The sequence below is a fragment of the Eggerthella lenta DSM 2243 genome, from assembly GCF_000024265.1.
Lineage (GTDB): Bacteria > Actinomycetota > Coriobacteriia > Coriobacteriales > Eggerthellaceae > Eggerthella > Eggerthella lenta.
Map to the genome: position 1 here is coordinate 1798615 of NC_013204.1, position 14666 is coordinate 1813280.

The window sequence follows — 14666 nt, forward strand, 5'->3', positions numbered from 1 at the left end:
GGCGGGTGGCGACGATGATCTCAGACAGGCGCTTCCGCATCGCGTTCGCCTCCACCTTGCTCTTCGCGACGCTCATGCTCGTCCCGGCGTCTCCCGCCTACGCGAGCATCGCCGACGACGTGAACGCATGGCTCGCCGGGCTTCTGCGGGATGCGTGCAATTGGATGTTCACCAACCAGGTGGCGGTGCTCTCGAGCATCGGCTACGAGGGCATCATCGGCGCGGACTTCTCGCAGATGCTCACGACCGCAGGAGATGTCTCCATGTACGACATCGCGCGAGGGGTCTGGGACGCCGCAGTGCTTCCCATCGGATGCGGGGTGCTCGGGCTGGTGTTCACGGTGAAGCTCATCCAGATAAGCCAGCGCATGGACGGCAACGCCTCCTTCCCCGGCGTGAAGGAGGTCGTCTTCCTGCTGGTCTTCTTCGCGGTGTTCCTGTTCCTCATACAGAACAGCTTCGAGCTCATGGAGGCGATCTACTCGGTGGTGGGGCTCGCCATCGACCGCACGATGGCGCTTTTCGGCGCGGGCGGCGCGATGGACCTCTCTGCCGTGAGCGTGGTGACCGAAGACGACGACGTTCCGGCCCTCATCGCGCTGCTCCTGGTATCCGTCATCAGCTGGGTCGTGGTGCTCGGGGCCTACATCGTGGCGCTCGTCGTGTGCTGGGCGCGCGCCATCCAGCTCTACGTCATGGCGGCGTTCGGCCCGATCCCGCTCTCGCTCATGGCGCTCGACGACACGCGCCAGATAGGCATCGGCTACCTGAAGAACTTCACCGCGGTGTGCCTGGCGGGGCTCATCATCCTGATCCTGCTCGTCGCCTTCCCGCTCATCCTGGGCGGGCTCACCGGGGCGAGCACCTCGACGGGAACCCCCATCGACGGCATCGCGACCGGGCTCACCTACGCGCTCCAGTACCTGGCGATGTGCGTGCTTTTGATCCTGTCGCTCGTCAAGAGCGGCGCTTGGGCGCGCGACATCGTATCCGGGGTTTGATCTTGTCGGAAGGATCTCTGAAAGGGGGTGATCGCCTTGGACGGCTGAGGGGCTTTCGACGGTACGGACAGGCAGGCGGGCTTCCACATCGACAACCGCCTGCGAGGATGCAAAGAAAGGGGCATGGAATGCCTGAGAAGAAGAACACCTACCTCACGCTCCACAAGAACTTCGTGCGGACCGACATCGAGTACACCGACCGGGAGACCGGAGAGGTACGCACCTTCAACTCCGTGACGCTGCCGAAGGGCACGGTGGTCGACGGGGTTGACGTGAGCTACTACCAGTTCAGCCCGATGTTCGTAAACGAATCCCGCTACCGCGGCGAGAACTACCGCGACATCCCGCTTCTGACGGATCGCGAGGTGTGGCTCAAGAAAAGCGTGCTCGACGAGGACGGCCAGCCGGTGCTCGACGAGCGAGGAAAGCCCGCCAAGGACATCGTGCGCGTCATGCCGGCGCAGATCAAGGAGGCGCTCGACCGCAACCGCAGCGAGTACCTGCAGAGCCTCTCCGAGAAGGCGCGCGGCGCGCGCGAGGGCTCGGAGCGCCTGGGAAACGGCGATAGGCGCGCCGCCCAGAGCCGCGAGAGCATCGCGATGTAGGAGGAGGTGCGCGAGAAATGAAAGAGAAGACGATGGAGAGGATAACCTCCTCGAAAATCGTGCGGGTCGCCATGGCGATGGCGCTCGTGCTGTCCGTCGCCATCGTCCCGACCAAGGCATATGCCTCCGGGAACGTGAACGTCTCGATCGGCAAGAGCATCCCCTATGCCGGATACGAGACGACCCAGATGAGCGCCAACGGCAACGACGCCTACTGCATCGAGCCGTCGCGCTCCACGCCCGATGCGGGAACCTATCCGACGAGTGAGGCGGGAGATCTGGCGGCGGCCATGTGGTTCTCCTATGGGGCACCCGGCTTCGACGCGTCCATGTGGCCCAGCTCCTGGTACGACGGAAGCGGCATGGACGAGGACAAGTACCGCGTGGCGAGCCACATCCTGCTCTCGTACGCCAACCTGGGATCTGCCGCCGAGGCGACCTACGGCACGAGCGCCGAGTTCGCCTCCTGGGCGGAGCGCGAGATCGCGGGCGACGTGTGGAGCCAGGTCAACGCACGTGCGAACGAGGTCTCCACGGGATTCTCGGCCATCAGGATCCATGCGGGATCAGACGCCCAGACGCTCGCCAGCTTCACGTGGGAGCGCGGCGGCGTGAAGATCGCCAAGGTCGATGCGCAAGCCGGCGCAGGCGAGCAGGGCGACGCCTCGCTCGAGGGCGCCGAGTTCGCCATCGTCAACGCATCGGGGATGAACTCCTACGTGAACGGCCACAGCTACGCAGACGGCGAGACGGTCATGACCATCTCCACCTCCTGGGACGGCTCGGCCTACACCGCGCAGACCGCGAGCGACGCGCTGCCGTGCGGCACCTACCGCATCGTTGAGGCGAACGCTCCGGAAGGCTACCTTCCCTGGGAAGGCGAGCTCGGGTTCGCCATCGAGGGCGACGGCCAGGTCGTCGACCTTTCCGGCGACCCCGTGCATGACGACGCGATACGCGGCGGCGTGCAGGTGACCAAGGCCGACGCGGAGCTCGGCGAGTCCGAGGCGGTCGGCGGGAACGGGCATGCAGCAGAAGGCGTCGGCACGACGCTCTCCGGCATCGAGTTCGCCATAACGAACGCCTCCGAGAACAAGGTCCTCGTAGGCGATGCCTGGTACGAGCCGGGCGAGGTCGTCGCCGCCATCGAGACCGAGTGGGACGAGGAAATCGGCTCCTACATCGCGAAGACCGCGCCCGACGCGCTGCCCTACGGCACCTACACCATCCAGGAGACCGCGACCAACGACTCCTACCTGCTCACCGACGGCGAGCCGAAGACCTTCGAGATCCGGACCGACGGCCTTGTCGTGACGGCGGACGCGGAAGGCGGCGAGCTCACCTTCTACAACCAGGTCGTCCGCAACGACCTCAAGCTCTCCAAGAAGGCCGAGGACACCAACGCGAGCCTGCAGGTTCCCTTCGCCATCTCCAACGTGGCGACCGGCGAGACGCACGTGCTGGTCACCGACCGCAACGGCCAGGCTTCGACCGAGGCGAGCTGGAACAGGCACACCGCCAACACCAACGGAAACGACGTCCTGCTCGAAGCCGACCGCATCACGGCCGGTATGATGGACCCGTCGGCGGGCATCTGGTTCGGGCTGGGCGAGGACGGCTCGTCGGCTCCCGCCAACGACGCGCTCGGCGCGCTGCCGTACGGCCAGTACACGCTCGAGGAGCTTCCCTGCGAGGCGAACGAGGGCTACGAGCTCGTGACCAAGGCCTTCTGGATCGAGCGCGACTCCGGCGTGGCGGAGGCCGTCTGGATGACGCTCGACGACCAGGAGGGGCCGAGGATCGGAACGCGGGCAACCGAAGTGGCCGACGGTGACCAGATCGCCCAGGCAAACGAGCAGACGACGATTGTGGATACCGTCTACTACGAGAACCTCGAGTTCGGAGGCACGTACACCCTCACGGGCACGCTCATGGTCAAGTCCACCGGCGAGCCGCTGCTCGACGCCGAGGGCAATCCCGTGACCGCCACCAAGGAGTTCACGGCGAACAACACGAACGGGTCGGTGGACATCGAGTTCACCTTCGACGCGAGCCTGCTCGCGGGCGAGGACGTCGTGGCCTTCGAGAGCCTCGTGAAGGATAGCATCGAGGTAGCAGTCCACGCAGATATCGAGGACGAGGGCCAGACGGTCCATTTCGTCGACATCGGCACCACGGCGGCCGACGCCGCCGACGGCGACAAGCTCGTGACGGGCTCCGAGGTCATCATCGCTGACGAGGTGGCCTTCGAGGGTCTGACCCCTGGAGGCTCTTATACGCTCGAGGCGACGCTGATGGATGCCGAGACGGGCGAGCCGCTGAAAAGCGGCGAGGGGCTTCTCGCGACTGACGTGGCCGCGACCGTCGAGTTCACGCCCGAAGCTGCCGAGGGTACCCAGACGGTAGAGCTCTCATTCGATTCCTCCGGCCTCGGCGGTCACCGCCTGGTGGTGTTCGAGAAGCTGCTCGACGCCGAAGGCACCGTCCTCGCGGTGCACGAGGATATCGAGGACGAGGGCCAGTCCGTCACGGTCGTCGAGATCGGCACCACGCTCGTCGACGCCGCCGACGGCGACCACATGGTCGAGAACGGGACGGTCACCGTCGTGGATACCGTCGAGTACAAGGGGCTCGTCGCAGGAGAAACCTATACTGCCCACGGCACCATCATGGACAAGGCGACTGGCATGCCCCTTGAGGACTCGGAAGGCAATCCGGTGACCTCAACCGCGGAGTTCGTGGCGGAAAGTTCTGAGGGAACCGTAGAGATCACCTTCGAGTTCGATGCTTTCCAGCTCGAGGAGGGCGCCTCCCTCGTGGCGTTCGAGGAGGTGCTCGACGTGAACGGGAACGTCATCGCGGTACATCAGGACCTCGAGGACGAGGGGCAGACCGTGGTCGTCGACAACCCCGAGACTCTCGGCACCCCCTACGACAAGACGGGAGGCGACCTGCTTCCCGTATGGGTTCTGATCAGCGCCTTGATCCTCTGCGGCGGCGCTGCGGGCGCATACGCGCTTCGCGGCCGCATCCGTCGAAACGCATCAGTTGGCGAGGGATCCACTGACGAGGGTCCCGAGAAGTAGCCGGGTCCCGGTCGATCGAAGAGGGCGGGGCGGCGATGAGCCTCCCCGCCCGTCTTCCTGGAGGTTCAAGTGAGCACAAATATCAAGCAGCGATTTGCAATCATGGTGGCGGTGACAGCGCTGGTCGGTGCTGCGGCGTTGGGGTTGTGGCTCTTCAGCATCCATGACAGGGCGGCAGATGTAGACCCCTCTCCTATCTTGGCAGATGCTTCGGGAAGCGATGCGGCATCCGATGGCGCCCCGACGGTCGACTGGGAATTCTGGCTGTCGGTGAACCCCGACATCGTGGCGTGGGTGAGCGTCCCGGGGACTGATATTGACTATCCGGTGGTACAGGCGAGCGCCGACGATCCGACCTTCTACCTCGACCACGACGTCTACCGCGGCTGGAACCCCTACGGATGCCCCTACCTCGACGCCGGCTGCGCGGGGCGGGGAATCGACAGCCCGCTCGCTCTCATGTTCGGCCACCACATGAACGACGGCAGCATGTTCTCGGCATTCGCGAACTACTCGGACAGGGGGTTCGCGCAGGAGCATCAGGAGATTCTCCTGCAGACACCCGAGAGGGACATTCGCCTGAATGTCATCGCGGCGGACGTCGTGGATTCGAACGCTGAGCACAAGCGCCTGGAGTTCGCCGACGACGGAGAGCTCGGCTTTTGGCTCGAGAGGCTGCTGGCCGAAGCGGACGTCGTGCTCGACGTCGACGTTGAGGCGGATAGCGTCAAGGCGTTCTGCACCTGCAGCTACGGCAGGTGGAACGGGCACGAGAGGACGATAGTGTATGCGCGGGAGGAGGTGGTGTGATGCAATCGACCATATGCTTCTTCATCGGCATGGCGATGATGGCGTGCGCGATCGTGGGGTACGCCTGCATTCGGGTGGGCGCCATGAGCGAACGTGAGGAAATGCTCGCCGAGGGCAAGCGGGAACCCTAGGCTGCTTTCGGCAAAAAAAGGGTATGTAAAACAAGTGGTTGGAAATTGGTAAATCTCTGGTTGGTTGCTGTTGAGTCTAAATCAACTCATCCAACCATCTTTCTAACAGCTGGAGCTGCAATAATCCAACCACTTATTTAACGTCTCTATGTATCATGTCGAAGTCAATCAGCTCTAGTTGCTCTACGAACTTCTCTAGATATGAGGCGACTTCCTCGTCATTCACGAAGAGCGGCCTATCCTGCGTGAGCCTTCCTGAACTGTCCTGCGGATAGCGAAGACTGATGCCGTTGTCGTCGATGTCGGCTACGGCCTCTACGAATGCGCCCATATTTTTGATGGCCCTGTTGTCCTCACGGCACCTCTGCCCTGGGAACCTCGAGAGCAGTGAGCTCCACAGCTTCGTGAGGCTGTGCTCTCTCTTGGGCTCGACTCCGCACTTCCTAATCACCCTCTTGATAGCTAGTTCCATGCAGTGTCTCGTGAGGAACAGGACCGGGATCGCATAGGAGTGCTTCAGCATCACGTACATCCCAGGTCGGTCGATGGCCCTTCTTCCGGCGGCCGCCAGTTCCTTCGCGGCGTTGAGGAACGAGCGGATGAACTCCTCCTCGAACATCTCGCCCTTGAGTTTTTCCTTCATCAAGACGGATGAGTCGAGCAGGGAGAAATCCCTCAGGGTGGGGTCGTTAAAGCCGTTCATCTGGGGCTTCATCACTTGACGCCCCACGTATCTAGGAAATACATGCTCGGTGAATATGCTCCCCATTAATGGACCTCCCCAGTCGTTGCGTCGACCTTCACTCCCGACCTCGGGTCTATGAACTCGTCCACGGCCTCGTCCTCGCGGTCGGGCTCGGTCACGAAGAGCGGGCCGGGAGCATCGATGCGAGGGCCGATCGTGAGCCCGTTGCTCGCGATGATGCGGTCGAGGTTCTGCCTGCGGTAGAGGGTCCTTGCCCGAAGCGTCTCGAACGAGTATCCGCGCCCTCTCATGTCCGTTTCGTTGATGAGCCGGTTCGCGCACTCGGTGTAGCCGTTCGAGATGCGGCTGGGGCATTCCCAGTAGTTGAAGATGAACTCGCGGTGGTTCTGGACGGTCCGAGCAAGGGCTCTGAACGGATCGAACTCCCTGCCATCGGGAATTTCCCGAATCCAGGCGTCGAACGCCGCCTCAGCCTCCTCGCGTGAGGACGGATGGTCGTCGTAAATGCCGAAGAAGTCCTCCTTGAGGTCGTACGCGGTCATCAGCGTCGAGTAGGAGGGGTCTTCCCGTAGCGCCCTTAGGGCCGACGCCTCGTAGGGGCTGAGGTCGCGTGTCCGCTTCCTGAGGGCGTAGGCGAGGCCCTTCTTTAGCTCAAGGCGGCCCTTCCTGTCGAGGGCTCCCTGGAGGCCCTTGCGGACCGCGTCTAAGGCCTCGTTGGCTCCCCTCACGACATGGAAGTGGTCGATGACCCATGTCGCGTTCGGGGTGTACTTGGCTATGCTCCTCCAGAACGGCCGGTACATGTCGCTCGAGACCCATCGTACGCGCTCGAGGCCCTCCAACGAGGAGAAATAGGCGTCGAGGTCGGACTGCGTCCTGCCGGGCACCATGTCGAAGACCGTCCTGTGCTCGAGGTCGGTGATCACGGTCACCATGCCGACCCTCTTGAGGTTCTTCTCGTCTATGCCCAGGAACGCCGGCACCTTGAAGCGAAGCCTCGAGGCGTTCTCGCGGACGTAGTCCTCGAAGACGTTCTTCACGGTGACGTGCGAGAGCGGGTACTCCTCGGCGACCTCGCGGAAGGTGAGCCTGAGTGAGCGCTGGGCGATGTCGGCGTATGCCGCCTCCGTCATTCGGTGACCCGCGTCGACCCCGCCTATCGCCGGGCGCCACACGTAGCCGCACTCCGGGCATCGCATCCGCGGGAACCCTATCTCGAGCCTCGTCGGGATGCCCAAGTGTGGCGTCGACACAACGCCGACGGTCCTCGCGCCGTGGCTGTGCAGCGTCCCGCCGCACTCGGGGCACGATGCGGGGACGGGCCCGCGGTATCTCAGGTCGAACTGCTGGAGCCTCCTGCCGCAATCGACCTTGGTCGCACTGCCGATGAGCTCGCAGCCCCGGACGCCGAGCAGCTCCTCGACGTAGCCCGCCGCGCCCATCTATTCCCCCTTCGAGAGGTAGGAGGCGAGCTCGGCGATGTCGTAGCGCTTCCCCTGCGAGATGAGGTCGTACACCTGGTCGGCCAGGGGCTCGATCGCCTGCGGGTCGTCGAGCGCCTGCTCGGCGAGGTCTCCCAGCTCGTTGCTCATCATCGACATGAGGGCCCTGATGACGATGTTGCGCAGGCGCCCGTCCGCGAGGACAGCCTCCTTCGTGTTGCTCGTGTTCGTGATCTGCGTGTTGGTCACGGGGTCTGCCGCCACGGCGTCGGAGACCGCATTGACGGCTCGGGCCTTCACGAGGGGGTCGCCCTCGTCGCCCCACGTGCGGTTCAGCCTCTCCACGATCCTCGCCATGGTGTCGCGCTTGGGAGCGGCGCCTGAGCCGCCCGCGCCCATCGGCATGAGCTCGCCGCCCTCGACCCCCTCGGGGACCTTCTGGGCCGATATGCGGAAGTCCCGGAGCACGAGGCCGCGCACGTCGACGTCGTCGAGCGAGGTGCCCGCGATCCTGTGGCCGAGCAGCTTTGCGAAGCTGTAGAACACCTCGAGGTCGGGGTCGCCGAAGTCGAGCGCCTGGGACAGGAACGTGTAGGCGGAGCAGTACTTGGAGAGCTTCTTCCTGAAGGTCATCAGCTCCGCGACGCGTCCCGCCGCCTCGTCCGCGCTCCTCTTGGCCCTCTCCGCCTCCTCGGCCTCGCCGGCCGCCTCCGCCCGGTTGGCGCACTCCAGCCAAGTCTCGTAGGAGTCCCTGGCCGCCGCGAACCTCTCGCGGAAGATCTCGGCGGGCCCGGAGACGGCGGAGTAGAGGGCGGTCCTGTAGGCATCGCTCTCCCCGCCGGCTGCGAGGCCCTTGGACCTGTAGAGCGCCTCCTTGAACCCCTCGACGTCTCGCGTCGCGAACACGTCGGCCGCGTCGAGGGCGTCCTTCAGGTCGTAGACGACGTTCGGGTCCTGGGCCGCGCTCATCGTCGCGCCCTTGTCGTAGGTCTTGAAGGCGGCGAGAACCGTCTCGGGGTCGTTCACGAAGTCGACGACGAAGACCCTGTCCTTGCCGGAGCACGTCCTGTTGACGCGCGAGTAGGTCTGCACGATCTCGATGGCGTTGCCGAGCGGCTTGTCGACGTAGAGGGCGACTAGCTTCTTCTGGTCGAACCCGGTCTGGAACTTGTTGGCCACGATGAGCAGCCTGCTCTCGGGGCGGTCGAACGCCCTCTCGACCGGGCCCTGCCCGGTCGGGTTCATGTTGGCCTCGGTGTACTCGTATCCGCGCTCGATGAGGGCGAACGGGTTGTCCTCGAGGTACTCGTCCTCGGGCAGGACGCACCTGTCGCCCAGGACCTTCTGGGAGAAGGCGACGAGCGGCTCGCCGGGCACCTTGAAGCGCAGCCTCGGCTCGACCTTGGCGGGGTCGAGGTCCGGGCGGGCGCGGAGGTACGCCTCTATCGCGTACTTGTAGCGCACGACCTCGGGACGCCCGGAGGTGACGATCATGGCCTTGGCCTCGCCGTTCAGGAGCGGCGCCACGTTGTCGACGAAGTGGTCGATGATCCACTTGGCCTTCTCCATGACGTTCGTCGGGTGGAGCGAGCGCCACTTGGCGATCTTCCTCCTGGCGCGGCGCTCGTCGACGAGTCTCCCGTCGGCGTCCTCGGACTCGTCCTCGATTCTCGTGAGGGTCTTCAAGGGCACGTATCCCGAGAGCGGGTCGATGATGTAGCCCTCCTCGATCGCCTGCCGCATCGGGTAGAGGTGGAAGCTGCCCATGACCGGGTTGCCGTCCTCGTCCTCCTCGCCCGTCGGCGTGCCGAAGAGGGTCTTGGTCTCGGCCTTGGGGGTCGCGGTGAACGCGAGGAAGGAGACGTTCGGCGGCATGAGGTTGCTCGCCTGCATCTGGGCGAAGTAGGCGTCCATGACCGACCCGTCGTCGCCCGAGTCGTCGTCGAAGTCGAGCATCCTCTCGAACTTCAGCTTGTCCGCCGCCGCGTTGAAGGCGGTCTTGAGGGACGCCGCCGAGCTGCCCTCCTGGGAGCTGTGCGCCTCGTCGACGATCACCGCGAAGCCGGCGCCGTCGAGCTCGGGCAGCACCGCGATGTCCGGCCAGGCGTAGAGGAACGTCTGGATGGTGACCACGACGATCTCCCTCTTCTGGCGCAGGGCCTCGACGAGCTGGGAGCTCTTTGAGCCGTCCGAGACGGCGTTGCCCCTCTCGTCGCGGCCGATCATGACGACCTGTCCCGTCACCTTGGAGAGCTGGGAGATGGTCTTCTTTATGTTCTGGTCGAGCGACAGCCTGTCGGTGACCACCACGACGCTCGAGAACATCTTCTCGCCGTCCGCGCGGCGGAGCCTCGCGAGGTCGTGCGCAGCCCATGAGATGGTCTCGGTCTTGCCGGAGCCGGCCGAGTGCTCGATGAGGTAGCGGCGCCCCGCCCCGTGCTCGCGCGCGTCGGCCAGGACCTTCCTCTCGGCGTCGAACTGGTGGTAGCGGGGGAAGATCTGGGTCGCCTGTCTGCGCCACCGGCCGCTCGCGTCCTGCCTGTCCTCGACCTCCTCGAAGACGAAGCGGTCGAAGATGGACAGCCAGTTGTCGCGCTGGAGGATGGTGTCCCAGAGGTAGTGGGTCCTGTACTCGCCCTCCGGCGCGTCCGGGTTGCCCGCCCCGCCGTCGCGTCCCAGGTTGAACGGGAGGAAGCGGGGCCTCGCCGACTTGCTCGGGAAGGGGCCGAGGTTCGTGCACATCCAGACCTCGTCCTCGGAGACGGCGAAGTGGACCACGGCGCCCCTCTTGTACATGAGCAGCGGGTTCTTCCTGCCGCCGTCGGGCTCCACCGGCTTACGTTCGTCGGCGTACTCGTCGATGGCGTCACGCACGGTCTGGGTGAGCTCGGTCTTGACCTCGCCGGTGGCGACGGGGATGCCGTTGACGAACAGGACGAAGTCGAGAGACTTGCTCCCGGCGGTCTGGTAGTGGACCTGGTGCATGAAGCGCAGGATGTTGGCGTCGTAGCGCTCCCTCGCCCCGGGCACGCGCTCGTCGTCCGGGTAGCCCGCCATGCACTCGATGGTCTGATAGCCCGCCATCTGGAAGCCCTTGCGCAGCGTGAGGACGGTGCCGTTCCTCTCGAGACTCTTCACCAGGGCGCGCTTCAGCTGGTCGGCCCAGCGGGCGCCCTTCTCTCGGCGCATCTTGTCGAGCTTCTCCGGCGCGGTGGCCTCGAGCCAGGCGACGAAGTCGTCGAACACGAGTGCGTCGTTCGGGTCGAACCCCGTATCGTCAGGTGAGAGGGCCCAGCCCGAATGCTCCAGCCCTGCGACCTTGCGAGATATGTAGCGCTCGAACGGCGCCTCCTGATGGATCTTCCGGCTGCCGTCGAAACTGACGTCGAGATCGGATTTGCCTGGGATATGCATATCGACCTTTGTCATGGTTAGGCCTCCATACAGTCGATTTTGCCGGTCACGGCGTGGTGGATGACGGACTTGCGGTACTCGCCGAGCTTCTCGATGAGCTGCTCCTGGCGGGCGATTGCCTCGTCGATGGCCGCGCAGCGCTCGTCGAGGTAGTTCGCGACGGTTATTTGCGTTTCAAATGGGGGTTCAACTATGGTGATGCCCTTCATCTCTGCCCATTTTGTGGTCCAAAGGTCGTCTACTATTCCGTGACCGTTCTTATAAAACTCATCAGCAAATAGGGTCGTGTGAAACAACCAGTCATAGAAGCGTGGCTCCATATGTTCTCGGGGGATAAGTACCGTATTGATAAGGGATACGGAGCCATCTTGTCTTGCTATTCCGCATGATCCACGTCTATCTGACCTGCTGTTGATTACGAAGTCTCCCTCCATAACCAACTTCCTATCGTCATGCGCATCGGTCTTGGCAGCGCTATCAAGTTGAGGAACGATGCCTTGCATGGTTACGGACAATGGCTCGTAATCGCAATCGCTGACTTTCGTGTTGCGCAGGTCATAGACCTGTCCGATTTTCGTTAGACGCCAATTCGCCGGCACCTCGCCGATCCAGTCGACTCCGCTGTCCTTCATCTCTGTGTTCGGGTCGAGGCCCTTCGTCACGGCATGCGCAATGAGTGACTTCTTGTATTCCTTGAGCTTCCCGATGACATCGCGACGCTTCGCGACATCCTCGTCGATGGCCGCGCAGCGCTCATCGAGGTATGAGATGATTCGTCGCTGCTCCGCAAGTGGAGGGCGGGGGATTCTCGAATTGTCCCAGTCAAATTGAGTCATACTCGGCTTAGCCGTGTTGGTCATATATGGCTTAATGTCAACACAGGTTGCAGCATAGTAGAAGAACTTCAGTGAGAGCTTTTTACTTGTGATTTTCGCATCAAAAGCTGTATCGACGTTCCAGTAGAGCCCGGTAACAAGTTGGGGGCAATCTAATGTTCCCTTTCGTCCAAGAAGCACCGCTGGCCCATTCTTATGCTCGCCACAGGTTTTAAAGGGTTCGCCCCCGCTGCCCCAAACCGGAATATCACCAGGCGTTGTGGGGTCGGAGCCATGTCCAATTGAAACATCCGCCTTTATCGGAACGATTTCCCAGTTGACCGGCACCTCGCCGATCCAGTCAACGCCACTGTCCTTCGTCTCCCTCATGCCAGGAACCCCCTCATGAGCTCGCCGAGGCCGTCCTCGAGCTCGAGGATCTCCTTAGCGATGACTTGCGGGTCGCGAGGCTTCTCGTACTTGTAGAAATACCTGTTGAACGAGATGGTCGTTCCGACGACGCCAACCCCGCCGTCGCCGAGCGGGTTGGCCGTGAGCCCGCTCTTGGCGTCGTACTTCGGCTCGTCCTTTACGGACTCGTCCACCACGGCGTCGGGAGCGTAGGGCAGCACCTCGGTCGCCATGTAGTCGTTGATTTCCATGCCGATTGGAACGTTCTCCGTGTCCTTGAGCTCGGGGTCGAACACCGGATTGCCCTTCGCATCGATTGCGGGAGTCGCGGACGGGTCTCGACGTCCGAAGACCTTGACGAGGGCGTCGGCGAGGGCGGCCTTCTGTGGCTTGGGCTTTTCGATCGCTTTGTGAAGCTTCTCGGTCGCAGCCAGGACCTCGCTGTATGTGAGCGAGGCGCCCTCGTTCTTCTCAACCCAGGAGCGAATGGCGGCGCGGCTCGCGTCCGACAGCTTCTCCATGGGCTTGCTGAGGGTAAAGAGGGCATCCAGCCCATCGACCGAGGGCTCAATGACAACGCGCAGCGGGCGCTGCGTGGTCACCTTGCGGTACATGAAGTTCTCGACCGGGACGATGACCGACCTGCCGTGGTCGTGCCCGTCTACGTAGGTGCGCACGATCCACGCGGCCTGGTCCTCGCCGATCTCGTAGCGCTTGTTCCCTTGGCTCTTGCGCAGGGCGGTCTTCTCCTCCGAGGCGTCGATGAGCTGCACGTACCCCTTGCGGTTCTCCGGCTTGTGGTTGTTGAGCACCCAGATGTAGGTTGCGATGCCCGTGCGGTAGAAGATCTCGGTCGGCAGCTTCACGATGCAGTCGACGAGGTCCTCGCTGAACAGCCAGCGGCGGATGCCCGATGGCCCGCTGCCGGCATCCCCGTTGAACAGCGGGGAGCCCGAGAGCACGATGGCGGCCTTCCCGCCGCCCTCCTTGGGAGGGGCCATCTTCGCCGCGACGTTCTGCATGAAGAGCATGCTGCCGTCGTCGATGTCGGGCTTGCCGGCGCCGAACCTGCCATCGAACCCACGGCCCATCTCCTCGAGGACGGCGTCCTTCTCCTTCTTCCACTCCTTGCCGTAGGGCGGGTTCGTGAGCTGGTAGTTGAAGGTGCGTCCCTCGAACCTGTCGTCGTCGAGGGTGTCGCCGAGCATGATGCCGGCCGACAGGTCGGTCATCTGGTCGAGCACGTCTCCCGAGCCCCCGGCGATATTGCGCAGCATGAGCGCGGCCTTGCCCATGGCCCAGGTCGCGTCCTCGAGCTCCTGGCCGTAGGGGACAATCTTGGTTGGGCTCTTGAAGTGCCCCTTGTCGTGCCACTCGTCGAGCTGGTCGAGCGCGTCGCAGATGAAGCCGCAGGTGCCGCAGCTGCCGTCGTAGAGCGTGCGGATGTCGCCGTTGTCGGCGTTGAGGAGCGTGTCCTCGTTCGCGAACAGGAGCGCCGTGGCGAGCCTCGCCACGTCCTTCGGCGTCATGAAGTCCTCGGCGTCCTGCGAGATCTCCTCGCCGTATCGCTGGATGAGGTGCTCGTAGATGTCGGTCATCATGCGGTCGGAGACCGTCTCGGGCCCGAGGTCGAAGCCCGAGAAGCGTGTGCACACCTCGTAGAGCATGCCCTTCTCATCAAGCTTCTCGCAGGTCTGGCGCATCTCGAAGCGCTGCAGGACCTCGCGGGCGTTCACGGAGAAGCCGTTGATGTAGGCCATGAGGGCGTCACAGGTCTTCGTCGCCCCGAGGTTGGAGAGCGTGAAGCTCGTGACGTTGTAGAAGCAGTGGCCGGAGAGGGCGCAGTACTTCGGGTCGTCGTCGTCCCAGACTCCCTTGGCGGCCTGTCTGCTCACGGCCGCCCGCGTAGGCTCGAGGGCGCACTCGAAGCGCCTCAGCACAGCGAAGGGAAGGATGAGCTTGTTGTAGTCGGCGGGGCGGATGACGTCGCGCACGTAGTTCGCGATGCTCCATATCTCATTAACGTAGTCGAACGCGGTCTTATCGGCCATGGTCGGACCTCTCTGCGTAAAATACATTCCCAACCATGTAGGGTTATAGGCAAGAAAGTGTGTCCGTTTTAGGGGTGTAAGGGCAGGTCAAACCCTCGATAAACCATCGTTTAAATTTCGGAGGCAGGTTTAAGTGCCTGGCAAGAATGTGTGTCCGCTTTCGACTTGACACCGCAGGTCAGAGGCCGTAAACC

Annotated in this window: 10 protein-coding genes; 5 read left to right on the forward strand and 5 right to left on the reverse strand. The window is 63.5% G+C overall.

The window, feature by feature from the left end; translation table 11 throughout:
- The first annotated feature begins 14 nt into the window (after window positions 1-14).
- From ELEN_RS07540 to ELEN_RS07560, 5 genes are all read left to right on the forward strand, one after another.
- Entirely contained in the window at window positions 15-1001 is a 987-nt protein-coding gene (locus ELEN_RS07540; RefSeq protein ID WP_015760605.1) for a VirB6/TrbL-like conjugal transfer protein, CD1112 family, read from the forward strand.
- Between the two features lie 128 nt (window positions 1002-1129).
- The gene (locus ELEN_RS07545) at window positions 1130-1606 is read left to right on the forward strand and encodes a hypothetical protein (protein WP_015760606.1); all 477 of its coding nucleotides are present in this window, start codon (window positions 1130-1132) and stop codon (window positions 1604-1606) included.
- A gap of 17 nt (window positions 1607-1623) precedes the next feature.
- Window positions 1624-4692, forward strand: coding sequence for a VaFE repeat-containing surface-anchored protein (locus tag ELEN_RS07550; protein ID WP_015760607.1), 3069 nt, complete (start codon window positions 1624-1626; stop codon window positions 4690-4692).
- A 102-nt stretch (window positions 4693-4794) separates the two neighbouring features.
- Window positions 4795-5502 carry a class B sortase gene (locus ELEN_RS07555; RefSeq protein WP_229026827.1) on the forward strand — a complete coding sequence of 236 codons (708 nt, stop codon included), beginning with the start codon at window positions 4795-4797 and terminating at the stop codon, window positions 5500-5502.
- On the forward strand, window positions 5502-5633 hold the full coding sequence (locus ELEN_RS07560; protein ID WP_013978957.1) for a hypothetical protein: 132 nt from the start codon (window positions 5502-5504) through the stop codon (window positions 5631-5633). Before ELEN_RS07555 ends, ELEN_RS07560 begins: the two co-directional genes overlap by 1 nt.
- 133 nt (window positions 5634-5766) lie before the next feature.
- Here the strand turns inward: ELEN_RS07560 and ELEN_RS07565 are convergent, their stop codons facing one another.
- The 5 genes from ELEN_RS07565 to ELEN_RS07585 are packed head-to-tail and all read right to left on the reverse strand — an operon-like array spanning window position 5767 to window position 14472.
- A complete protein-coding gene (locus ELEN_RS07565) occupies window positions 5767-6402 on the reverse strand; it encodes a HEPN domain-containing protein (RefSeq protein WP_015760609.1) in 636 nt (211 codons plus the stop codon).
- Window positions 6402-7781, reverse strand: a complete 1380-nt coding sequence (locus tag ELEN_RS07570; RefSeq protein WP_015760610.1) for an ISL3 family transposase — start codon at window positions 7779-7781, stop codon at window positions 6402-6404. Before ELEN_RS07570 ends, ELEN_RS07565 begins: the two co-directional genes overlap by 1 nt.
- Window positions 7782-11210, reverse strand: a complete 3429-nt coding sequence (locus ELEN_RS07575; RefSeq protein ID WP_015760611.1) for a type I restriction endonuclease — start codon at window positions 11208-11210, stop codon at window positions 7782-7784.
- 2 nt (window positions 11211-11212) lie between these two features.
- Window positions 11213-12400 carry a restriction endonuclease subunit S domain-containing protein gene (locus tag ELEN_RS15735; RefSeq protein WP_015760612.1) on the reverse strand — a complete coding sequence of 396 codons (1188 nt, stop codon included), beginning with the start codon at window positions 12398-12400 and terminating at the stop codon, window positions 11213-11215.
- Window positions 12397-14472 (reverse strand): class I SAM-dependent DNA methyltransferase, encoded by a 2076-nt coding sequence (locus ELEN_RS07585; protein WP_015760613.1) that lies wholly within the window; start codon window positions 14470-14472, stop codon window positions 12397-12399. The genes ELEN_RS15735 and ELEN_RS07585 overlap by 4 nt, the downstream gene beginning before the upstream one ends.
- Window positions 14473-14666 lie beyond the last annotated feature (194 nt).